A 21,104-nucleotide genomic window follows, 5' to 3' on the forward strand; every position below is an offset into this window, starting at 1 on the left:
TTCGCTCAGTGGGCGTGGCCGTGACCGTGGCCGTGGCCCGCGGCGGCCTCTTCCTCTTCCTTCTTCTCGACGACCAGGGTCTCGGTCGTGAGGAGGAGGGAGGCGATGGAGGCGGCGTTCTCCAGGGCGGAGCGGGTGACCTTGACCGGGTCGATGACGCCGGCCTTGATCAGGTCGCCGTACTCGCCGGAGGCGGCGTTGTAACCGCTGCCCTTCTCCAGCTCCTTGACCTTGGAGACGATGACGTAGCCCTCCAGGCCCGCGTTCTCCGCGATCCAGCGCAGCGGCTCGACGACGGCGCGCGCGACGACGGAGACACCGGTGGCCTCGTCGCCGGACTTGCCGAGGTTGCCCTCCAGGACCTTGGAGGCGTGGACCAGGGCGGAGCCACCACCGGAGACGATGCCCTCCTCGACCGCGGCGCGGGTCGCGGAGATGGCGTCCTCCAGACGGTGCTTGCGCTCCTTCAGCTCCACCTCGGTGGCGGCGCCGACCTTGATCACGCACACGCCGCCGGCCAGCTTCGCGAGGCGCTCCTGGAGCTTCTCGCGGTCCCAGTCGGAGTCGGTGGTCTCGATCTCGGCCTTGATCTGCGCGACGCGGCCCTGCACGTCCTCGGACTTGCCGGCGCCGTCGACGATCGTGGTGTCGTCCTTGGTGACGGTGACACGGCGGGCGGAGCCGAGCACGTCCAGGCCGACCTGGTCGAGCTTGAGGCCGACCTCCTCGGAGATGACGGTGGCGCCGGTGAGGACGGCCATGTCCTGGAGCATCGCCTTGCGGCGGTCGCCGAAGCCCGGGGCCTTCACCGCGACGGCGTTGAAGGTGCCGCGGATCTTGTTGACGACCAGGGTCGACAGGGCCTCGCCCTCGACGTCCTCGGCGATGATCAGCAGCGGCTTGGAGGAGTTGGCCTGGATGACCTTCTCCAGCAGCGGCAGCAGGTCCGCGATGGCGGAGATCTTGCCCTGGTGGATGAGGATGTACGGGTCCTCCAGGACGGCCTCCATGCGCTCCTGGTCCGTCACGAAGTACGGCGACAGGTAGCCCTTGTCGAAGGCCATGCCCTCGGTGAAGTCCAGCTCCAGGCCGAAGGTGTTGGACTCCTCGACGGTGATGACACCGTCCTTGCCGACCTTGTCCATCGCCTCGGCGATGAGCTCGCCGACCTGCTGGTCCTGGGCGGACAGCGCGGCGACGGCGGCGATGTCGGACTTCTCGTCGATCGGGCGGGCCGTGGCGAGCAGGTCGTCGGAGACGGCCTTGACCGCGGCGTCGATGCCCTTCTTCAGCAGCGCCGGGGAGGCACCGGCGGCGACGTTCTTCAGGCCCTCGCGGACCAGCGCCTGGGCCAGGACCGTGGCGGTGGTGGTGCCGTCACCAGCGATGTCGTTGGTCTTGGTCGCCACCTCCTTCACGAGCTGGGCGCCGAGGTTCTCGTACGGGTCCTCGATCTCGACCTCGCGGGCGATCGTGACACCGTCGTTGGTGATGGTGGGGGCGCCGAACTTCTTGTCGATGACGACGTTGCGGCCCTTGGGACCGATCGTCACCTTGACCGTGTCGGCAAGCTTGTTGACGCCGCGCTCGAGGGCGCGACGGGCGTCCTCGTCGAACTTCAGGATCTTCGCCATGGCAGCGGGAGCCCTCTCGGAAATCTGGGATGAAAAGCGACTGCGCCCCGGCGCCCGGCTTCGTTATCGGTCGCGGGGGGCCGGGGCGCAGCGTGAGCAGAAGTCGAGGTGAGGTCGACTTGGCGTCGACTTACTTCTCGACGATCGCGAGCACGTCGCGGGCCGAGAGGACGAGGTACTCCTCGTTGTTGTACTTCACCTCGGTGCCGCCGTACTTGCTGTAGAGCACGACGTCGCCGACCTTGACGTCGAGCGGAAGGCGGTTGCCGTCCTCGAAGCGGCCCGGGCCCACGGCCAGGACGACGCCCTCCTGGGGCTTCTCCTTGGCGGTGTCCGGAATGACCAGGCCCGAGGCCGTGGTCTGCTCGGCGTCCAGCGGCTGGACCACGATGCGGTCCTCGAGCGGCTTGATGGCAACCTTGGAGCTGGCGGTCGTCACGATCCGACCTCCCCCTTCGGAGATCTCACGGGGTTAACTGTCTGAGGTGGCGACCAGGTCGATCCGTCGTCGCGGGTGCCGGACCTGCCCGTCGCGTTGTTGGCACTCTCCCGGGGGGAGTGCCAGAGCCGAGACTATGACCGTCGTTAGCACTCGGTCAAGCGGAGTGCCAATTGCGGGCGGCGCGTCGGGGATCGCCGGGTCCTCGCCGGTGTGCGCGGGGGGTCAGAGGTAGTCCTCCAGCCGCCCCACCCGCAGGCCCCGCCGCTCGATCTCCCGCAGGACCCGTTCGGTGCGCTCGGCCAGGGAGCGGCCCGCGGGGCGGTCCGGGTCGACGGCGACGACGTCGCCGGGGTGCAGCCGGTGCGCCCCGCGGGTGTACGTCAGGTTCCCCTCGCCGTCGGCCGCCGCCCGCCACAGGACGACCGCCGCGAGACCGCAGTCGGCGGCGGCGCGCAGGGTCGCGGTGTCGTACCCGCCGTAGGGCGGGCGGAACAGGTGCGGGCGGACACCGAAGCGGGCCTTGAGCTTGCGCTGCTGGCCGCAGATCTCGGCGCGCTGCCCGGCATAGGGCAGGCCGCGCAGGGAGAGGTGGTCCAGGGTGTGGTTCTGCAGGCTCGCGCCGACCGCGCGCAGCCGCGCGAGGTGGCCGTAGCCCGGTCCGGCGACGCGGTCGGTGAGGAACAGGGTGACGGGCAGCCGCCGGGCGCGGATCAGGGCGAGGAAGCGCGGGTCGCGTTCGGCGCCGTCGTCGTAGGTGAGGAAGACGACCGGGTCGCGGGTGCGGACGTGGTCGACGACCGGCGGCAGCGGCCGGCCGTCCCGGCCGGTGCCGCGGGCCGCCTTCGCGCCCGGCCGCTGGGCGGACGGGGCGGGGTCGGCGAGGTGGGCGCAGCCGGTGAGCAGGACGGCGGTCAGGGCGGCCCCGGCCAGGCGCGCCCGCCGCCGCCTCACAGGTAGTCCTCCAGCCGGGCCACCGCGTATCCCTCGGCGGTGACCTTGTCCAGGAAGCGGCGGGCCATGTCGCGCATCGTGCCGTTCCAGTCGTCGCGGCCCCGGAAGTGGCTGAGGACGATGTCGCCGGGGTGCAGCGAGCGGTCCCACTCGCGGTACTCCCAGCGGTCGGCGAAGACCTCCTCGTTCCACAGCGGCACGTGCTTGATGCCGCAGCTCTTGGCGGCGCGCAGGGTGTCCTCGTCGTAGTTGCCGTAGGGCGGGCGGAAGACGGTGGGGCGCTTGCCGTACTGCTTGCGGATCACCCGCTGCATGCCGCAGATCTCGCGCTCCTGGCGGGCGTAGGACAGGGCGGGCAGGTAGGGGTGGTGCAGGGTGTGGTTGTTGAGGGTGACCCCCCGGTCCTGCATCTCCTTGAAGTAGCCGTAGTCCTCCTTGACCAGGTAGTCGCTGAGGAAGGCGGTGTACGGCACCTTCAGCTCGCTCATCATGCGCAGGAACGCCGGGTCCTTCTCGGCGCCGTCGTCGATGGTGAGGAAGACGATCTTCTCCTCGGTGGGGACGGTGGTGAAGACCGGCGGGAGGCCGCGTGCGGCGTGGTCGTCGACCTCGAAGCCCGCGCGGGTGGTGATCCGCGGCTTCTTCGCGGGCGGGGGCGGGGCCGTCAGCGGGACGCGTTTGAGGCCCCAGCGCCGCGCGGCGGCGGCCCGGACGGCGTGTTCCGCGTTCAGCCGGGAGGCGTAGGAGTCGAGCGCGCGGGCCGGGGGCGCCTGGAGCGGCTGCTGGCCGGAGGCGGGCCGCACCCCGAAGGCGCCCGGCGCGCAGCCCGCGGCCAGGGAGGCGACGGCGAGCACGGCGAAGCCCCCGCGGAGCCGCGTCCCCGGTGACGCCTTCCGAAACACCCCGCTTTTGTCATTTTGTACTACTACTCGCATGGTGCCGGATCCTCGCAGCCGCCGCCGTGGAACCCGGCCCGACACCGCGGCCGGAGACACACCGTCCACCGACTGGCCGACAATGGGCCGGTGAACGACCTCGACGCCCTCCTGCCCCTGCTCACCCCCGAGGGCCGCGCCCTCCTGGACGAGGTGCGCGGCACCGACCCCGCCCACGAGCTGGCGGTCGCCACCCGGCTGCGGCGCGAGCACCCCGCCGCCCTGGTGTCGGCGGCGCTCGGGCAGGCGCGGCTGCGGCAGCGGGCGGTGGCGAAGTTCGGCGCCGAGGACGCCCAGCGGATGTTCTTCACGCCGAACGGGGTGGAGCAGTCGACGCGGACGACGGTGGCTGCGTACCGGGCGGAGCGGCTGAGGGCGCTGGGGGTGACGTCCGTGGCCGACCTGTGCTGCGGGATCGGCGGGGACGCGATCGCGCTGGCCCGGGCCGGCATCCGGGTGCTGGCCGTGGACCGGGACCCGCTGACGGCGGCGGCGGCGCGGGCCAACGCCGACGCGCTCGGCCTCGCCGGCCTGATCGAGGTGCGGGAGGCGGACGTCACGGAGGTGGACACCGCCGGGTACGACGCCGTCTTCGTCGATCCGGCGCGGCGGGGCGGGCGGGGCCGCATTTTCGACCCGGAGGCGTACTCGCCGCCGCTGTCCTGGGCCGTGGCGGCCGCCCGTACGGCACCGCTCGCCGCCGCGCTGAAGGTCGCCCCCGGCATCCCCCACGAGGCCGTGCCCGACGGCGCCGAGGCCGAGTGGATCTCCGACGGCGGGGACGTGAAGGAGGCGGTGCTCTGGTTCGGCACCGAACCGGGCGCGGTGCGGGCGACGCTGCTGCCGGGGCCGCGCACCCTGCTCTCCCGGCACCTGCCCGACCCGGCGGTGCGTCCCGTGGGGCGGTACCTGTACGAGCCCGACGGCGCCGTCATCCGCGCCCATCTGGTCGCCGAGGTCGCCGAACGGGTCGGCGGCGGGCTGCTCGACGCGACCATCGCCTACGTCACGGCGGACGACCTGCGGCCCACGCCGTACGCCACCGCCTACGAGATCACCGACCACCTCCCCTTCAACGTCAAGAAGCTGAAGGCGCTGCTGCGGGAGCGGGGGGTCGGCACGCTGACCGTGAAGAAGCGCGGGTCGGCGGTGGAACCGGAGGAACTGCGCCGGAAGGTCAGGCCGCAGGGGCCGAACGCGGCGACGGTGTTCCTGACCCGGGTCGCGGGGGCGCCGGCGATGCTGGTCGGGCATCCGGTGCGCTAGACCCCGGCAGAACGGGTCAGCGCAGGGACGCCCACAGCCGTGTCGCCTCCGGCTCCTTCGCCACCACCCGGTCGGTGTCCCAGGGCGCCGGCACCACCGGCATGGTCACCGTCCGCACGGCGGTCGCCGACAGGCCCCGCAGGCTCCGGCCCAGGCCGACCAGTTCGCCGAGGGAGTCCAGGCCGGTGTCGGTGGTGAGGCTCTCGGTGGCGGCGTCGGCGACCCGGTACAGCCGGGCGGGGTCGGTGAGGAGGCCGGCGGAGGTGACCTGTTCCAGCAGCGCCGTGACCAGTTTGTGCTGGAGCTCTATGCGGGCGAGGTCGCTGCCCCCGGCGAGGCCGTGGCGGGTGCGGGCCAGGCCCAGGGCCCGGGTGCCGTCCAGGTGGTGGGTGCCCGCCGCCAGGCTCAGGTGGCTCTTGTCGTCGTCGATGTCCTCGTCGAGGGTGACCGTGACGCCGCCGAGCGCGTCCACGAGCCCGGCGAAACCGGCGAAGTCGATCTTCAGGTAGTGGTCCATGCGGAGGCCGGTGAGCGACTCGGCCGTCTTGACCGCGCACACCGGGCCGCCCACGGCGTACGCGGTGTTGAACATCACCTGGTGCGCCGCGCGCGTCGCGCCGCCGGTCGGCAGCGGGCAGGAGGGGCGCGTGACGAGCGTGTCGCGCGGGATGCTCACGACGGTGGCGCCGGTGCGGCCCGCGTCGAGGTGGACGACCATCGCGGTGTCGGAGCGGGCGCCCTCGCTGTCGCCGCCGCCCAGGCGCCGGTTCTCCTCGCCGCCGCGCGAGTCGGAGCCGAGGACGAGGATGTTCAGGGGCCCGGCCGGCAGCGGCTCGGCGGGGCCCGCGGCGGACGGCGCCGGTGCGGGCGCGGGCCGGACGGGGCGGTCGTCGCCGAGGGCGCCGTCGATGTCGACGCCGGTGATGTTGCCGCTCAGGTGCCGGTATGCCCACCCGGCCGCGGCGACGCCCAGCAGCAGCGCGCCCGCCAGGGCGAGGCCGGCGATCCTCACCACCCTCGACCGTCCGCTCATGGGCCCGTCCCCGTCCCCCCGCGTGCCGCGCGCCCCACCCGCGCGGCCCTCCCAGGCAGGAACGTACGTCCGAATTATGACGAGCGGACGTCCGGGACGGACTTTCTTGGGAATTTCTCAGACTTGCCGGTCACCCATGGCTCAGGAGGCCCCCTGGGCTCGGGAGGGACCCTGGGCTCGGGAGGGACCCTCTGCGCTCAGGAGGCCCCCTGGGCCACCGGCGGCGCTCCCGTGCTGCTGCGCACGACCAGGCTGGTCGCCAGTTCCACCCGGGTCGCCGCCGCGGAGCCGTCGCCGCGGCCGAGGTCGAGGACCAGACGGGCGGCGGCCTCGGCCATCTCGGTCAGCGGCTGCCGTACGGTCGTCAGCGGCGGCCCCACCCAGCGGGCCACCGGCAGGTCGTCGAAGCCCACCACGCTGAGGTCCTCCGGGATGCGCAGCCCCAGCTCGCGCGCGGCCTCGTACAGCCCGAGCGCCTGGAGGTCGTTGCCGGCGAAGACGGCGGTGGGCCGGTCGGGGCGGCGCAGCAGGGCGAGGCCCTCGCGGTAGCCGGCCTCGTGGTGGAAGTCGCCGGCCGTGATCAGGGCGGGGTCCACCGGCAGCCCGGCCGTCTCCAGGGCGGCCCGGTAGCCGTCGACGCGGGCGCGGGCGCACATCATCCGCGTCGGCCCGCTGATCGCGCCGATCCTGCGGTGTCCCAGCTCGATCAGGTGGCGGGTGGCCGCCAGTCCGCCCTGCCAGTTGGTGGCGCCGATCGACGGGACGTCGGCGCCCGGGTCGCCGGCCGGGTCCATCACCACGAACGGGATGGACCGGCTGGTCAGCAGGGCGCGCTGCGCCTCGTCGAGGCCGGACAGCACCAGCACCACGCCGTGCGGGCGGCGGGCGACGACCTGGTCGGCCCAGCTGCGCCCGGGGATCAGCCGTCCCGCGCTCTCGGAGAGGACGACGCTCAGTCCCGCGTCGCGCGCCACGTTCTCCACGCCCCGGATGACCTCCATCGCCCAGGCGCTCTCCAGTTCGTGGAAGACCAGGTCGATCAGGGGCGAGCGGGACGCCTCGGCCCGGCGGCGGCGGTAGCCGTGGACGCGCAGCAGCTCCTCCACCCGGCTGCGGGTGGCCGGGGCGACATCGGCACGGCCGTTGAGGACCTTCGAAACAGTCGGTGCCGACACGCCGGCCTCACGGGCGATCTCGGCGAGCGTCGCGGACTGCGCGGACCGCCCGTGCGTCCGGGTTTCAGCGGGCTGCGGGGATGTCATGGCGGCGATCGTATCCCCGCGGCCCTCGCCGATGAACCCATCGGAGGGCCACAGATTCCCGGAACATTCGATTGATCAACCGCAACATTCGGCAGTCTGCCCGCTCCGGCGGGGCGCCCGCCGTTCAGTCCGCGGCTGCGTCCACGGCCGCGTCCATGGCCCCGTCCACCGCCTCGAACCGCCACCGGTGCACCGCCCGCGTGACCAGATCCCCGTCCGGCTCGGGCAGTTCGGGGAGGTCGGCGTCGTACGGCGCGTCCCACCAGGTGATGACCAGGACCCGGTCCTGCGGGGCGCGGAAGGTCTCCCGGCGCAGCGGACGGGCCGGCAGCTCCTGCGCCCGGGCCCAGGCCAGCAGCTCCCCGCCGCGCCCGGCCGCGGCCCGCGCCTCCCACATCAGGGCCACCGTCATGAGTACAGGTTCTCCTTGCTCACCTCGTGCACGTGGTCGTGCCCGTGGCCCGGCACATGGGGGTCCGTCACCGGCAGCGAGGAGTCGGCGGACAGGTCCCAGTCGGAGGCGGCCCGGTTGCGGGCGACCATCTCCGCGCCGAGCGCCGCGACCATCGCGCCGTTGTCCGTGCACAGCTTCGGGCGCGGCACCCGCAGCCGGATGCCGGCGGCCTCGCACCGCTCCTGGGCCAGGGCGCGCAGGCGGGAGTTGGCGGCGACGCCGCCGCCGATCATCAGGTGGTCGACGCCCTCGTCCTTGCAGGCCCGCACGGCCTTGCGGGTGAGCACGTCCACGACCGCCTCCTGGAAGGAGGCCGCCACGTCCCGCACCGGCACCTCCTCGCCCGCCGCCCGCCTGGCCTCGATCCAGCGGGCCACGGCCGTCTTCAGGCCGGAGAAGGAGAAGTCGTACGCCGGGTCGCGCGGCCCGGTCAGCCCGCGCGGAAACGCGATCGCGTCCGGGTCGCCCTCGCGCGCGTACCGGTCGATGACCGGACCGCCGGGGAAGCCCAGGTTCAGCACGCGGGCGATCTTGTCGAACGCCTCGCCGGCCGCGTCGTCGATGGTGGCGCCCATGGGGCGCACGTCGGAGGTGATGTCGGCCGACAGCAGCAGGGAGGAGTGGCCGCCGGAGACCAGCAGCGCCATCGTCGGCTCGGGCAGCGGGCCGTGTTCGAGCTGGTCGACGCAGATGTGGGAGGCGAGGTGGTTGACGCCGTACAGGGGCTTGCCGAGCGCGTAGGCGTACGCCTTGGCCGCCGAGACGCCGACCAGCAGGGCGCCGGCGAGGCCGGGACCGGCGGTGACGGCGATGCCGTCCAGGTCCTTGGCGCTCACCCCCGCCTCCTTCAGCGCGCGGTCGATGGTGGGGACCATCGCCTCCAGGTGGGCGCGGCTCGCCACCTCCGGCACGACACCGCCGAAGCGGGCGTGCTCGTCGACGCTGGAGGCGACGGCGTCGGCCAGCAGGGTGGTGCCGCGGACGATGCCGACGCCGGTCTCGTCGCAGGAGGTCTCGATACCCAGGACGAGAGGCTCGTCGCGTGAGTCAGCCATTGATCTCGGTTCCTTGTACGCCGTTGAGGGAGGTTGCGGGGTCGGTCAGGCGCATCACCAGGGCATCCACGTTGCCCGGCTGGTAGTAGCCGCGTCTGAAACCGATGGGCTCGAAGCCGAAGCGCTCGTACAGCTTCTGGGCGCGGACGTTGTCGACGCGGCATTCGAGGAGCACCTCGGCACACTCGAAGGCGGTCGCGGCGCGCAGCAGTTCGGCCAGCAGCCGGCTGCCGAGTCCGGTGCCCCACTGGTCGCGGGCCACCGCGATGGTCTGGACGTCGCCGGTGTCGCCGGAGGCGGCCAGTCCCGCGTAGCCGACGATCCGGCCGTCCCGCTCGGCCACGAGGTAGCGGCGGGTGGCCCCAGGTCCGCGCGCGTGGGCCAGCTCGGACCAGAACATCCCCCGCGACCAGGCGTCCTCGGGGAACAGCTCCCGTTCCAGCTCCAGCACGGGGTCGATGTCCCACCAGCGCATCTCGCGCAGCGCGGCGGGCTCCGGCCCGGTCGTGCCTCCGGTCGTGCCTCCGGTCGTGCGTCCGGTCGTGCGTCCGGTCACTTCGGGGTGACCACCTTGTAGTTCTTGGGGACCTGGGCGTCGGGGCGGCGCAGGTACAGCGGCCGGGGCGCGGGCAGTTCCTCGCCCGCCGCGAGCCGCTCCGCGGCCAGCCGGGCCAGGGCGGCGGCCGAGACGTGCTCGGGTTCGTGGGCCCGGGGGAAGGTCTCCGGGTACAGCAGCGCGCCCGCGCCGACCGCGGGCAGGTCCCGGACCTGCTCGGCGATGTCGGCGGGCCGGTCGACGGCCGGGTCGGTGAGGCGGGTGCGGGAGTCGGCGTAGCGGGCCCAGTAGACCTCCTTGCGGCGGGCGTCGGTCGCCACGACGAAGGGGCCCGGCAGGTCGGCGGCGTACGCGAGTCCGTCCAGCGTGCACACACCGTGCACGGGCACGCCGAGCGCGAGGGAGAAGGTCTGCGCGGTCATCAGGCCGACGCGCAGGCCCGTGTACGGGCCGGGCCCGATGCCGGCGACGATGCCGGTGACGGCGTCGAGCTTCAGACCGGCCTCGGCGAGCACCCGGTCCACGGCCGGAAGCAGCAGCTCACCGTGGCGGCGCGCGTCCACCTGGCTCGACGAGGCGATGACGTCCGTACCGTCGTGCAGCGCGACGGTCACGGCGGGAGTGGCGGTATCCAGAGCGAGCAAGAGCACACGAACAGCCTACGGCTCCCTCGCCGGGCGCACGCCCGCCCCGGTCGGACGGTCACCTGCTGCTACCGTCGCCACGAAGCACGACGTACGACGACGAGGTGGTCGCCAGTGGCAAGCAGCAGCGCCGGGATCGTCGCCGGGCTCACCGCGGCGGCCCTCGCGACGGTGGGCGTCCTCGCCTACCAGGCGTCGGCCACGGTCCCGGCCGACCTGGGCAAGCCGCGGTCCGCCGCCGCTCCCGCCCCGGGGCCCGGCGCCACCGGGGCGCCCCGGGACGAGCGGGACCCCACCGCGCTGCCGGCCGATTCCGGGCAGGGCGAGCGGGTCGTGTACGCGCTGGGCGCCGACCGGGTGTGGCTGGTCGGCGCGGACAACCGGGTCCAGCGCACCTTCGAGGTCGCCCCCAGCTCGGTGGACCCGGCGCCGGGCAGCTACGCGGTCACGTCCCGCTCGAAGTCGGTCACCGGCTCCGACGGGGTCCCGGTCGAGCACGTCGTGCGCTTCACCAGCGTGGACGGCGTGGTCGTCGGCTTCAGCGCCGCCGTGGACGGCTCGATGCCGTCGCCCGACCCGGCTGTGCGCACGGGCGGCATCCGCGAGACCCGCGCGGACGGCGACGCGATGTGGCAGTTCGCGACCATCGGGCAGCGGGTCGTCGTCGTCCGCTGAGCCGGGCCGCGCGCCTCCGGCCCGCCCGCGCCGCCCGCCGGACCGGGGCCGCGAGCCGCGGCCTGCCCGTGGGGCTCAGGCGGCCTCGCGGTGCTCCCCGGCCGGCCGGGAGGCCGACACCGGAAGAGCCGGGTCCGAAAGGGCCGGGTCCGAAAGGGCCGGGTCCGAAAGGGCCGGGTCCGAAAGGGCCGGGTCCGGTAGGCGCGGCGGCGTGGAGAGGGCGGTGGCGGCGGCGCAGGCCGCCAGCAGGTCACGCATGGGCACCCCGGCCACTCCGGACACTCCGGCTGCTCCGGACGCTTCCGACGCTCCGGACACCGCGGACGCCTGTGCCTGTGACTGCGGCCGCGCGTTGGTCTCTGAAGCCGGCATGGACGCCTCCTGGGGCCGGGGGCGGACGTAGTTAGGTAGACCTAACTACGGACTGGATACCATGTGACCACGCGCGGCACGCCGAGCGCAACATCGTGCCGACACCTTGTCGGAACAATGTTCACGGGCGGGACGGAGCGCCGCCGCCGTCCGGCTCAGACGGCGAGCACGCTCAGGTCGGCCGCGGCCCAGCGCTCCCCGATGCCGGTCACCGTCACGTGCCGCACCTCGTCGGTGGTGTCGCCCACGGCCCGGTGGATGAGGATCTGGAGCCGGTCGTCGGTCAGCTCCTCGACCTTGCCCTCGCCCCACTCCACCACGACCACGGACTCGGGCAGGGAGACGTCGAGGTCGAGGTCCTCCATCTCGTCCAGGCCGCCGGACAGCCGGTAGGCGTCGACGTGGACGAGCGGCGGACCGTCGCCGAGGGAGGGGTGCACCCGGGCGATCACGAAGGTCGGGGAGGTGACGGCGCCGCGCACGCCGAGGCCCTCGCCCAGTCCGCGGGTCAACGTGGTCTTGCCGGCGCCCAGCTCCCCGGTGAGCATGACGAGGTCGCCGGCGCGCAGCAGCTTGGTGAGCCTGCGGCCCAGTTCCCGCATCTGGTCGGGGGAGGTGACGGTGATCTCGACGGCGGGCAGGGGCTCAGCCGGGCCCTGCGGTGCTGCTGGTGCTTCCATAGCCATCCACCGTAGCCCCTGCGGGCACCGCGCCCGCGCGGGCGAGCAGGTCGGCGAGGCGGTCGGTGACCTGGTCCGGGTGTTCCAGCATCACCAGGTGCCCGGCGTCCGGCACCAGGACCAGCTCGGCGTCCGGCAGCAGTCCGGCGATCGCCTCGCTGTGCTCGCTGGGCGTGACCATGTCCTGGGTGCCGGCCAGCACCAGCACCGGCAGGCCCGCGAAGTGGGCGAGCGCCTCCGTCTTGTCGTGGTCGTCGAAGGCCGGGTAGTACTCGGCGACGACGTCGATCGGCGTCGACTCGATCATCCGCTCGGCGAACCGGGCCACGGCCGGATCGACGTCCCGGGACGCGAACGAGTACCGCTTGACGATCCCGGCGAACAGGTCCGCGGTCGCCCGGCGCCCCTTCTCCACCAGTTCGGCCCGCTGCCCCAGCGCCTTCAGCACCCCCGGCAGCACCCGCCGCACCGCGTTGACCCCGGCGACGGGCAGCCCGAAGTTGACCTCGCCGAGCCGCCCGGAGGAGGTGCCGACCAGGGCGACGGCGGCGACCCGCTCCCGGATCAGCCCGGGGAACCGGTCGGCCAGCGCCATCACGGTCATGCCGCCCATGGAGTGGCCCACCAGCACGATCGGCCCCTCGGGCACGGCCGCGTCGATCACGGCCTTCAGGTCGCGGCCCAGCTCGTCGATGGTGACCGGCGCGCCGTCCTGGAGCTGCGCCACGCCCCGCCCGGACCGGCCGTGGCTGCGCTGGTCCCAGTACACGGCACGGACGACGCCCTGCAGGGCCGCCCGCTGGAAGTGCCAGGAGTCCTGGCTGAGGCAGTAGCCATGGCAGAAGACCACGGTGACCGGGGCGGGCTCCTTGCGGCCGAACAGCCGCCGGCGGCGCTGCGCCGGGCCGCCCTCGGGCTCGACGTCGTCGACCTCGTAGTACAGCTCGGTTCCGTCGTCGGCGTACGCCGTGCCGGGCGTGCCGCGCAGCGCGCCGTACGGCCCGGCCGCGTCCAGGACGAGCCGTGCCCGGCGGCGTATGGCGCGGCCGACGGTGAGCCGCTCCAGGGCGACGCCGGCCGCCGCGCCCGCCGCGACGACGCCCAGCGCGACGCCGGCGATGCCGGTGGCCCGGCGCCAGCCTCCGGCAGCCGCTTCCGTGGCGGAGGCGACGGCCGCCGCGGCGACGTCCGCGACGGCCTCCCCGCTGCTCTCGCTCACGTGCCGCTCCTCCTCGCCGGACTGGTGTCCGGCTCGTTCACCGGTGTGGGGCCTTGCCTGTGGACGGTGCCCGAAGTGCCGGGCCGCTCTTGTCGGTTACCCGGCTTGCCGCCCGTTCATCTGGGCGCCGGCCGCGGGGTCGTCGTCCACGTAGACGCGGGGGACGCGCGGGCCGATCCGGGTGACGATCTCGTACGCGATGGTGCCCGCGGCCTGCGCCCAGTCCTCGGCGGTGGGCTCGCCGTGGTCGCCGGGCCCGAACAGGACGGCCTCGGCGCCCGGTCCGGGCTCGTCCCCGCCGAGGTCGACGACGAACTGGTCCATCGCGATCCGCCCGGCGACCGTGCGCCACTTGCCGTCGACCAGGACGGGCCCGGCGGAGGAGGCGTGGCGCGGGATGCCGTCGGCGTACCCCAGCGGGACGAGGCCGAGGGTGGTCTCGCCGGGTGTGGTGTAGCGGTGCCCGTAGCTGACGCCGTGTCCGCCGGGCACGTGCTTGACCAGGGCGAGCGAGGCGGACAGCGTCATCACCGGGCGCAGCCCGAAGTCGGCGGGGGTGCCGATCTCGGGGCTGGGCGAGATGCCGTACATCGCGATGCCCGTCCGTACGAGGTCGAAGTGGGCCTCGGGCAGGGTGAGCGTGGCCGGCGAGTTGGCGATGTGCCGCACCTCGGGGCGGACGCCCTGCCGCTCGGCGTAGGCCACCATCTCCCGGAAGAGGGTGAGCTGGGCGGCGATGGAGGGGTGGCCCGGCTCGTCGGCGCAGGCGAAGTGCGACCACAGGCCGGTGATCTTCATCAGGCCCTCGCGCTCGGCCCGCAGGGCCTCCCGGACCAGTTCGGCCCAGTCCTCGCCGGGCTGGCAGCCGCCCCGTCCGAGCCCGGTGTCGGCCTTGAGCTGCACGCGCGCGGGGCGGCCCGCGAGACGGGCGGCGCCGACGACCTCCTCCAGGGCCCACAGGCCGCTGACGGACATGTCCAGGTCCGCCTCGACGCCCTCCCGCCAGGGCCCGCCCGGCGTCCACAGCCAGCACATGATCCGCACGTCGGCGGGGATGCCGTCCGCCGCCCGCAGCGCGAGCGCCTCCTGCGGTGTCGCCGCGCCCAGCCAGGTCGCGCCGGCCTCGACGGCCGCGCGGGCGCACGGGAGCGCGCCGTGGCCGTAGGCGTCGGCCTTCAGCACGGCCATGACGGCCGCGCCGCGCGCCCGCCGGCGAAGAGCGCGCACGTTGGCCCGCAGGGCGGCCAGATCGATCTCGGCGCGGGCCCGCAGGGGCGCGGTCCGCTGGGCTGCTGTCTCACTCATCGTGGCCCAGTGTCTCAGAGCGCCACGCCGGGCGGTCCGACCACACCGGCCCGGACCGCCCCCTGTGCCCCATCCGGTACGGCGCCCTGCCACGCCCCTCCCGGAACCGCCTCCGCCCCGCACTCCCCCTCACCGGCGTCCCCCGCGCCACCCGCCGGGCCTCCGCCCCGCCGCTCCCCGCACGCGGGCGACCGCCCCCGTACGGCATCCCGCCACGCCGTGCCCCTCACCCCACCACCCCGCCGGGCCTCCGCTCCGCCACTCCCCGCACGCACGGGCACCCGCCCCCGCGCCCGTACGGCATCCCGCCACGCCGTGCCCCTCACCCCACCACCCCGCCGGGCCTCCGCTCCGCCACTCCCCGCACGCACGGGCACCCGCCCCCGTACGGCATCCCGCCGGTCCCGGAGATGCGTTGATGTTTCCCGTGACCCGCACCCGCCCCCGTACGGCATCCCGCCACGCCGTGCCCCGCACACCCCCGCCGACGCCCCCCTCCCCCCCTCACCCCCTCACCCCGTCACCCAGCCCCCCTTCCCCCTCCTCGCTGCCGCTCCCCTACATCCGCTCCCGCGCCACGTCCCGCCACGCCCGCGGGATCGCCTCGGCCACGTCGTGCGCCCCCGCCGGTGCCCCGTCCGCCGCGAACCGTCCGGCCAGCCCGTGCAGGTACGCCGCCACGCTCGCCGCGTCCTGCGCCGGGAGCCCCGCCGCCAGCAGCGACCCCGCCAGCCCCGACAACACGTCCCCGCTCCCGGCCGTCGCCAGCCAGGACGTCCCCGTGGCGTTCACCCGTACCGGGCGCCCGCCCTCCGGGCCGGCCACCACCGTCGTGGAGCCCTTCAGCAGCACGGTCGCCCGGTAGCGGGCCGCCAGTTCCCGCGCCGAGGACAGCCGCGCCGCCTCGACCTCCTCGCGGCTCACGTCGAGCAGCGCGGCGGCCTCCCCGGCGTGCGGGGTCATCAGGGTCGGTGCGGTGCGGGCCCGGACGGCGTCCCGGTCGGCCAGCCGCAGCCCGTCCGCGTCGACCAGCACGGGAACGTCCGCCGCCAGCACCTCGGCCACGGTCGCCGCGTCGTCCCCGGCCCCCGGCCCGACGACCCACGCCTGCACGCGCCCCGCCCGCTTCGGCCCCTGGTCCGACACGAGCGTCTCGGGGAAGCGGGCGATCACGGCGTCCCCGGCGGGCCCGACGTACCGCACGGCCCCGGCTCCGCCCCGCAGCGCGCCGGACACGGCGAGGACGGCCGCCCCCGGATACCGCGCGGACCCGGCGGCGATGCCGACGACCCCGCGCCGGTACTTGTCGCTCTCGCTCGCCGGCACCGGCAGCAGCCGGGCCACGTCCGCGTGCTGCAACGCCTCCAGGGCGGGCTCGGCGGGCAGTCCGGGCCGCAGCCCGATGTCGACCAGCCGCACCGATCCGGCGTACTCCCGCGCGGGATCGACCAGCAGCCCCGGCTTGTGCGTCCCGAACGTCACCGTCACGTCGGCCCGTACGGCGGCCCCGTGCACCTCTCCCGTGTCGGCGTCGACGCCGCTCGGCAGGTCGACGGCGACGACGGCGGCCCGGGCCCGCCCGGCGGCGGTGGCGAGCGGCACGGCGTCCGGCCGCAGCCCGCCCTTGCCGCCGATGCCGACGATGCCGTCCACGACGAGGTCGGCCCGCTCGATCGCCCGCTCGCCCGCTCCGGCGTCCACGGCCCGCCCGCCGGCCCGGCGCAACGCGGCCAGCCCGGCGGCGTGCGCCCGCTCCGGCGCGAGGAGCACCGCCGTCACACCCGCGCCCCGCCGGGCGAGCCGCGCCCCGGCATACAGGGCGTCACCCCCGTTGTCACCGCTGCCGACGAGCAGCACGACCCGGCTGCCGTACACCCGCCCGAGCAGCTCCGCGCAGGCGGCGGCGAGCCCGGCCGCCGCCCGCTGCATCAACGCCCCGCCGGGGAGCCGCGCCATCAGCTCCCGCTCGGCCGCCCTGACCGTCTCCACGCTGTACGCAGTACGCATGCCGTCGAGTCTGCCCCGTGGGCCGCGGACCCTGCCGTATCCCGGGGAGGAAAACCCCCGCGCCTTCGCACCGGCCCCGCGACCGGCTCAGTCCGTCGCCGTACTGCTCCTGCGCGCCCGGATCGCCGACCGCGCCTCCGCCTGGGCGATGCGCGCCGGGAGCGGCCCCGTAGGGCCGGGGCCGGGCAGGGGAGGCGATACGAAGAACCCCGGCCCTGTGACACAGGACCGGGGTCTTCACCGAGCGCCGGGCAGGCCTTGCACCTGCATCTCCCCGCAGGAAGCGGGGCGTCTTTCCTTGGACCACCAACGCGGGCCGCATCGCCGCCGTCGCGGCGTGCGCTCAAGATCGATCTTACCGCATGCGGGGCGCGTCGCGCACGGCGCGTTCAGCCGGCGTCCCCCGACGGCACGGACCGCGCGAGGCGGAATCCCACGTCGTCGACCCGGAAGGACGGATGGCTGCGGCGCCGCACGGAAGCCCGGCAGCTCCAGTGCTCGTCGAACCAGCCCCCGCCGCGCAGCACCCGGTAGGTGCCGTAGACCTCGGCGTCGTAGACGTCCCAGCACCATTCCCAGACGTTGCCGAGCATGTCGTACAGCCCCCACGGGTTGGGCCGTCTGCCGCCCACCTCGTGGACCCGGCCGCCGGAGTTGCCGCGGTGCCAGGCGATCTCGTCGAGCGGCCCGTGGCGCGGACCCGAGGTCCCGGCGCGGCGGGCGTGTTCCCACTCGGCCTCGGTCGGCAGCCGGTACCCGTCGGCCGTGGTGTCCCACGCGACGTCGTCGTCCTCGTCGTCCTCGCCGTCGCCCCGGAGGAGGCAGGCAGGGCTGAGGCCCTCCTTGAGCGACAGGGCGTTGCAGAACCGGACCGCTTCCCTCCAGGAGATGCCCTCGACGGACAGCCGGCCTTCCCCGCCCCGGCCGGCCGGTCACCGGTGACCTGCACGTACCGGGCCCGGGTCACCTGATGCGCCGACAGGAGGCAGGAGGCGACGGCGTCCTCCCAACTGCGCCGCGTCCGCCGGTCCGTCAGCGTCACCCGGCCCGACGGAACGCGGACCATCCCGCTTTCCCCGCTCGTGTCCATGACCGGATGATCCCCTCACTCGTCTCGCGGTCGTCAGCCCTCCGCGACGACCACCGCGGACGCCACCCCCGCGTCATGGCTGAGCGACACGTGCCACGACCGCACCCCCAGCTCGGCCGCCCGCGCCGCCACCGTGCCGGTCACCCGCAGCCTGGGCTGCCCGCTGTCCTCGACGTACACCTCTGCGTCCGTCCAGTGCAGCCCCGCGGGCGCACCGAGCGCCTTGGCCAGGGCCTCCTTCGCCGCGAAACGGGCGGCGAGGGAGGCGACACCCCGGCGCTCCCCACTGGGCAACAGCAACTCGTCGGTGAGGAAAAGCCGTTGGGCCAGCCCGGGCGTACGCTCCAGCGACGCCGCGAACCGGTCGATCTCGGCCACGTCGATACCGACCCCGATGATGCTCATGCCCAGCACCTTACGAGGCGCCGCCCAGGGCCCCTTCCCCTTCCCCTTCCCCTTCCTCACCGACGAACAGGTCTTCCGCGCGCTCGGCCGTCACGGCCCTGGCGAGCCAGTCGTCGAGACGGTCGAGGTCCGTGCACCCGCTGATGCGGGCACGCACGTCATCGGTGACGGCCAGCCCGCGCACGTCCAGGACGCGCAGGACACCCTCGGCCTTGCCCCTGGCCTCGCCCTTGGCCTCGCCCTTGGCCTCGCCCTCCAGGTACGCCTCTTCGAAAACCGTGCCCCTGCCCGGGAAGTAACTGACGACCATTTTCTCCAGCTCTCTCCACGTCTCCTTGGCCGGAGTGTCCTCCAGGCCGATTTCCAGCAGTTCCGACCAGTACTTGGCGGTGGGCTTGTCGAACGACCGCATTCCGCGGGCCAGCACATTCAGTATGGCGGCGATTCCCTCGCTTTCGCTGTGCACGATGGCGCTGAACGTCGCCAGCGCCGGCTGCCGGGCCACCACCGCCTCATCGGTGACCTTCGGGACACTGTCCGGGCCCAGTACGAAGGGACGGGTGGTCTGGGTCGTCCAGGGGCCGACGCGGCACACGAAAGGCCCGGCCGCCCAGGCGGCGGTGGACCGGTTCCGGCAGACCGTGACGAGCAGCACCGGCAGGCCGAACTTGGCTTGCAGGTACGCCACGTAGTACGCCCAGCTGCTCCCCTTGTCCGGAGCCCGCCGGGTCTGGGCCTCGATGGCGAGCAGGAAGCTCTCCCCTTCCGAGGGCTCGACCCTCAGCACCGTGTCCACCCGGCGCTCCACGGGTTTCAGTTCCGTGGCGTCGGGCGTGACGGGCTCGATGGCCGCCTTCGCGGGAAGCGGGAGACCCAGCACCTCGAAGATCGGGGCCAGGACCTCTGGGTGATCCTGGAAGATCCGGTGCGAGGCCTCATGGGTGGATGTGACCATGCGGGCAACGTAGGCGGACGGAAAGCCGGTTCGCCCGGGAGACCGGAGAACGTTCACTCTTTCGAGAATTGAAAAGACGTTTACGCCCCCGTTCCTCCGAAGACCCGGCCGAGGAAGCCCCACCCCCGGCCGGGAACCCCATCGCTCCCTCCGGCTTCAGGAGAACCGGGGAAACCTCACTCCACCGTCACCGACTTCGCCAGGTTCCGGGGCTGGTCCACCTCGTTGCCCCGCGCCGTCGCCAGTTCGCACGCGAAGACCTGCAGCGGCACCGTCGCCACCAGCGGCTGGAGCAGCGTCGGCGTGGCGGGGATGCGGATGAGGTGGTCGGCGTAGGGGACGACCGCGTCGTCGCCCTCCTCCGCGATGACGATGGTGCGCGCGCCCCGGGCCCGGATCTCCTGGATGTTGGAGACGATCTTGTCGTGGAGGACGGACCGCCCGCGCGGCGAGGGCACCACCACGACGACCGGCAGGTCCTCCTCGATCAGCGCGATCGGCCCGTGCTTCAGCTCGCCCGCCGCGAAGCCCTCGGCGTGCATGTAGGCGAGTTCCTTGAGCTTGAGGGCGCCTTCGAGCGCGACCGGGTAGCCCACGTGCCGCCCCAGGAACAGCACGGTGTTCTTGTCGGCGAGGGAGCGCGCGAGCTCCCGTACGGGCTCCATGGTCTCCAGCACCCGCTCCACCGCGCCGCCGATCTGCGCCAGGTCGCGGATGACGTCCCGGATCTCGTCGCCCCACTTGGTGCCCCGCACCTGGCCCAGGTACAGCGCCACCAGGTAGCACGCCACCAGCTGCGTCAGGAACGCCTTCGTCGAGGCGACCGCGACCTCCGGCCCGGCGTGCGTGTACAGCACCGCGTCCGACTCCCGCGGGATCGTGGAGCCGTTGGTGTTGCAGATGGCCAGCACCTTGGCGCCCTGTTCGCGGGCGTGGCGCAGCGCCATCAGGGTGTCCATGGTCTCGCCGGACTGGGAGATCGCGACGACCAGCGTCTGGTGGTCGAGGATCGGGTCGCGGTAGCGGAACTCGCTGGCGAGCTCGACCTCGCAGGGGATGCGGGTCCAGTGCTCGATGGCGTACTTCGCGATCAGCCCGGCGTGGAAGGCCGTACCGCACGCGACGATGACGACCTTGTCCATCTCGCGCAGCTCCGGGGCGGAGATCCGCACCTCGTCCAGCGTCAGGGAGCCCGACGCGTCGATGCGGCCGAGCAGGGTGTCGGCGACCGCCTTGGGCTGCTCGGCGATCTCCTTCAGCATGAAGTAGTCGTAGCCGCCCTTCTCGGCGGCGGAGGCGTCCCAGTCGACGTGGTACGAGCGGACCTGTGCCGGGCTACCGTCGAACCCGGTCACCGTCACGCCGTCCCGGCGCAGTTCGACGACCTGGTCCTGGCCCAGCTCGATCGCCTCCCGGGTGTGGGCGATGAACGCGGCGACGTCGGAGGCGAGGAAGGACTCGCCCTCCCCCACGCCCACCACCAGCGGCGAGTTGCGGCGCGCGCCCACGACCACGTCCGGCTCGTCGGCGTGCACGGCCACCAGCGTGAACGCGCCCTCCAGCCGCCGGCACACCAGCCGCATCGCCTCCGCCAGGTCGGCGCAGGAGGAGAACTCCTCGGCGAGCAGGTGGGCGACGACCTCGGTGTCGGTCTCGGAGGTCAGCTCGTGCCCGCGTTCGGCCAGCTCGGCCCGGAGCGCGGCGAAGTTCTCGATGATGCCGTTGTGGACGACGGCGACCCGGCCGGCGTTGTCCAGGTGCGGGTGGGCGTTGGCGTCGGTGGGGCCGCCGTGGGTGGCCCAGCGGGTGTGGCCGATGCCGGTCGTGCCGGCGGGCAGGGGCCGTTCCGCCAGCTCCTTCTCCAGGTTGACGAGCTTGCCGGCGCGCTTGGCGGGGGCGAGCCCGCCGTCCGCGAGCACGGCGACGCCCGCCGAGTCGTATCCCCGGTACTCCAGCCGCTTCAGCCCGGCCATCACGACATCGAGCGCCGACTGCGACCCCACGTAACCCACGATTCCGCACATGAGCGGCAGCCTACGGCGGGATCACGCCCCGAACCCGCCTCCGCGTGCCCGAAATCGGAAATTCCCACCGGTGTACGAGGCGCTGACGGGGTCGGAACCACCGGACGGCCGGGAGACGGGGCCGACCCGGCCGACGCCCG

Annotated in this window: 20 protein-coding genes and 1 pseudogene; 2 read left to right on the top strand and 19 right to left on the bottom strand. The window is 74.0% G+C overall.

Annotated elements, in window-relative coordinates:
• Positions 1-5: 5 nt before the first annotated feature.
• The 4 genes from groL to ABZ340_RS16795 form a co-directional block, all read right to left on the bottom strand.
• Positions 6-1,634, bottom strand: coding sequence for a chaperonin GroEL (gene groL, locus ABZ340_RS16780; RefSeq protein ID WP_358782527.1), 1,629 nt, complete (start codon positions 1,632-1,634; stop codon positions 6-8).
• A 130-nt stretch (positions 1,635-1,764) separates the two neighbouring features.
• The gene (groES, locus tag ABZ340_RS16785) at positions 1,765-2,073 is read right to left on the bottom strand and encodes a co-chaperone GroES (protein ID WP_190206047.1); all 309 of its coding nucleotides are present in this window, start codon (positions 2,071-2,073) and stop codon (positions 1,765-1,767) included.
• 225 nt (positions 2,074-2,298) lie between these two features.
• Entirely contained in the window at positions 2,299-3,027 is a 729-nt protein-coding gene (locus tag ABZ340_RS16790; protein WP_358782528.1) for a polysaccharide deacetylase family protein, read from the bottom strand.
• Positions 3,024-3,962, bottom strand: a complete 939-nt coding sequence (locus ABZ340_RS16795) for a polysaccharide deacetylase family protein (protein WP_358782529.1) — start codon at positions 3,960-3,962, stop codon at positions 3,024-3,026. Before ABZ340_RS16795 ends, ABZ340_RS16790 begins: the two co-directional genes overlap by 4 nt.
• Between ABZ340_RS16795 and ABZ340_RS16800 the strand changes: the two genes are divergently transcribed.
• A complete protein-coding gene (locus ABZ340_RS16800) occupies positions 3,945-5,228 on the top strand; it encodes a methyltransferase domain-containing protein (RefSeq protein WP_358782530.1) in 1,284 nt (427 codons plus the stop codon). The two genes, ABZ340_RS16795 and ABZ340_RS16800, sit on opposite strands and share 18 nt — an antisense overlap.
• A gap of 16 nt (positions 5,229-5,244) precedes the next feature.
• On the opposite strand, the gene ABZ340_RS16805 is transcribed toward ABZ340_RS16800, so the two are convergent.
• From ABZ340_RS16805 to tsaB, 6 genes are all read right to left on the bottom strand, one after another.
• Entirely contained in the window at positions 5,245-6,261 is a 1,017-nt protein-coding gene (locus tag ABZ340_RS16805) for an LCP family protein (protein WP_358782531.1), read from the bottom strand.
• 197 nt (positions 6,262-6,458) lie between these two features.
• Entirely contained in the window at positions 6,459-7,523 is a 1,065-nt protein-coding gene (locus ABZ340_RS16810) for a LacI family DNA-binding transcriptional regulator (RefSeq protein ID WP_358782532.1), read from the bottom strand.
• A 124-nt stretch (positions 7,524-7,647) separates the two neighbouring features.
• Entirely contained in the window at positions 7,648-7,935 is a 288-nt protein-coding gene (locus ABZ340_RS16815) for a hypothetical protein (protein ID WP_358782533.1), read from the bottom strand.
• Complete coding sequence (tsaD, locus tag ABZ340_RS16820) at positions 7,932-9,032, bottom strand: tRNA (adenosine(37)-N6)-threonylcarbamoyltransferase complex transferase subunit TsaD (RefSeq protein ID WP_358782534.1); 1,101 nt, start codon at positions 9,030-9,032, stop codon at positions 7,932-7,934. The genes ABZ340_RS16815 and tsaD overlap by 4 nt, the downstream gene beginning before the upstream one ends.
• Entirely contained in the window at positions 9,025-9,507 is a 483-nt protein-coding gene (gene rimI / locus ABZ340_RS16825) for a ribosomal protein S18-alanine N-acetyltransferase (RefSeq protein WP_358782565.1), read from the bottom strand. Before rimI ends, tsaD begins: the two co-directional genes overlap by 8 nt.
• A 77-nt stretch (positions 9,508-9,584) precedes the next feature.
• Positions 9,585-10,238, bottom strand: a complete 654-nt coding sequence (gene tsaB, locus ABZ340_RS16830) for a tRNA (adenosine(37)-N6)-threonylcarbamoyltransferase complex dimerization subunit type 1 TsaB (protein ID WP_358782535.1) — start codon at positions 10,236-10,238, stop codon at positions 9,585-9,587.
• Between the two features lie 108 nt (positions 10,239-10,346).
• Here tsaB and ABZ340_RS16835 point away from each other — a divergent pair, with 108 nt between their 5' ends.
• Positions 10,347-10,907, top strand: a complete 561-nt coding sequence (locus ABZ340_RS16835; protein ID WP_358782536.1) for a hypothetical protein — start codon at positions 10,347-10,349, stop codon at positions 10,905-10,907.
• Between the two features lie 75 nt (positions 10,908-10,982).
• On the opposite strand, the gene ABZ340_RS16840 is transcribed toward ABZ340_RS16835, so the two are convergent.
• The 9 genes and pseudogenes from ABZ340_RS16840 to glmS all read right to left on the bottom strand — a co-directional run bounded on the left by ABZ340_RS16840 (position 10,983) and on the right by glmS (position 20,964).
• Complete coding sequence (locus ABZ340_RS16840) at positions 10,983-11,165, bottom strand: hypothetical protein (RefSeq protein WP_358782537.1); 183 nt, start codon at positions 11,163-11,165, stop codon at positions 10,983-10,985.
• 269 nt (positions 11,166-11,434) lie between these two features.
• Positions 11,435-11,959, bottom strand: coding sequence for a tRNA (adenosine(37)-N6)-threonylcarbamoyltransferase complex ATPase subunit type 1 TsaE (gene tsaE / locus ABZ340_RS16845; protein WP_358782538.1), 525 nt, complete (start codon positions 11,957-11,959; stop codon positions 11,435-11,437).
• Positions 11,925-13,178, bottom strand: a complete 1,254-nt coding sequence (locus ABZ340_RS16850; RefSeq protein ID WP_358782539.1) for an alpha/beta hydrolase — start codon at positions 13,176-13,178, stop codon at positions 11,925-11,927. Before ABZ340_RS16850 ends, tsaE begins: the two co-directional genes overlap by 35 nt.
• 96 nt (positions 13,179-13,274) lie before the next feature.
• A complete protein-coding gene (gene alr, locus ABZ340_RS16855) occupies positions 13,275-14,483 on the bottom strand; it encodes an alanine racemase (protein WP_358782540.1) in 1,209 nt (402 codons plus the stop codon).
• A gap of 558 nt (positions 14,484-15,041) precedes the next feature.
• Positions 15,042-16,490 carry an NAD(P)H-hydrate dehydratase gene (locus ABZ340_RS16860; protein WP_358782541.1) on the bottom strand — a complete coding sequence of 483 codons (1,449 nt, stop codon included), beginning with the start codon at positions 16,488-16,490 and terminating at the stop codon, positions 15,042-15,044.
• A gap of 389 nt (positions 16,491-16,879) precedes the next feature.
• A pseudogene (locus tag ABZ340_RS16865) lies at positions 16,880-17,580 on the bottom strand (formylglycine-generating enzyme family protein).
• A gap of 33 nt (positions 17,581-17,613) precedes the next feature.
• Entirely contained in the window at positions 17,614-17,985 is a 372-nt protein-coding gene (locus ABZ340_RS16870) for a holo-ACP synthase (protein ID WP_358782542.1), read from the bottom strand.
• Positions 17,986-17,995: 10 nt separating this feature from the next.
• Positions 17,996-18,940 (bottom strand): hypothetical protein, encoded by a 945-nt coding sequence (locus ABZ340_RS16875; protein ID WP_358782543.1) that lies wholly within the window; start codon positions 18,938-18,940, stop codon positions 17,996-17,998.
• Between the two features lie 176 nt (positions 18,941-19,116).
• Positions 19,117-20,964, bottom strand: coding sequence for a glutamine--fructose-6-phosphate transaminase (isomerizing) (gene glmS, locus ABZ340_RS16880; protein WP_358782544.1), 1,848 nt, complete (start codon positions 20,962-20,964; stop codon positions 19,117-19,119).
• Between the last annotated feature and the right edge of the window lie 140 nt (positions 20,965-21,104).

Source organism: Streptomyces sp. NPDC006134 (genome assembly GCF_040628835.1).
Classification (GTDB): Bacteria; Actinomycetota; Actinomycetes; order Streptomycetales; family Streptomycetaceae; genus Streptomyces.

Coding starts and splice junctions, on each gene's coding strand:
- groL (WP_358782527.1), bottom strand. CDS start 1,634: ATGGCGAAGATCCTGAAGTTCGACGAGGACGCCCGTCGCGCCCTCGAG.
- ABZ340_RS16795 (WP_358782529.1), bottom strand. CDS start 3,962: ATGCGAGTAGTAGTACAAAATGACAAAAGCGGGGTGTTTCGGAAGGCG.
- ABZ340_RS16805 (WP_358782531.1), bottom strand. CDS start 6,261: ATGAGCGGACGGTCGAGGGTGGTGAGGATCGCCGGCCTCGCCCTGGCG.
- ABZ340_RS16810 (WP_358782532.1), bottom strand. CDS start 7,523: ATGACATCCCCGCAGCCCGCTGAAACCCGGACGCACGGGCGGTCCGCG.
- ABZ340_RS16815 (WP_358782533.1), bottom strand. CDS start 7,935: ATGACGGTGGCCCTGATGTGGGAGGCGCGGGCCGCGGCCGGGCGCGGC.
- tsaD (WP_358782534.1), bottom strand. CDS start 9,032: ATGGCTGACTCACGCGACGAGCCTCTCGTCCTGGGTATCGAGACCTCC.
- rimI (WP_358782565.1), bottom strand. CDS start 9,507: ATGCGCTGGTGGGACATCGACCCCGTGCTGGAGCTGGAACGGGAGCTG.
- ABZ340_RS16840 (WP_358782537.1), bottom strand. CDS start 11,165: ATGCGTGACCTGCTGGCGGCCTGCGCCGCCGCCACCGCCCTCTCCACG.
- tsaE (WP_358782538.1), bottom strand. CDS start 11,959: ATGGAAGCACCAGCAGCACCGCAGGGCCCGGCTGAGCCCCTGCCCGCC.
- alr (WP_358782540.1), bottom strand. CDS start 14,483: ATGAGTGAGACAGCAGCCCAGCGGACCGCGCCCCTGCGGGCCCGCGCC.
- ABZ340_RS16860 (WP_358782541.1), bottom strand. CDS start 16,490: ATGCGTACTGCGTACAGCGTGGAGACGGTCAGGGCGGCCGAGCGGGAG.
- ABZ340_RS16870 (WP_358782542.1), bottom strand. CDS start 17,985: ATGAGCATCATCGGGGTCGGTATCGACGTGGCCGAGATCGACCGGTTC.
- ABZ340_RS16875 (WP_358782543.1), bottom strand. CDS start 18,940: ATGGTCACATCCACCCATGAGGCCTCGCACCGGATCTTCCAGGATCAC.
- glmS (WP_358782544.1), bottom strand. CDS start 20,964: ATGTGCGGAATCGTGGGTTACGTGGGGTCGCAGTCGGCGCTCGATGTC.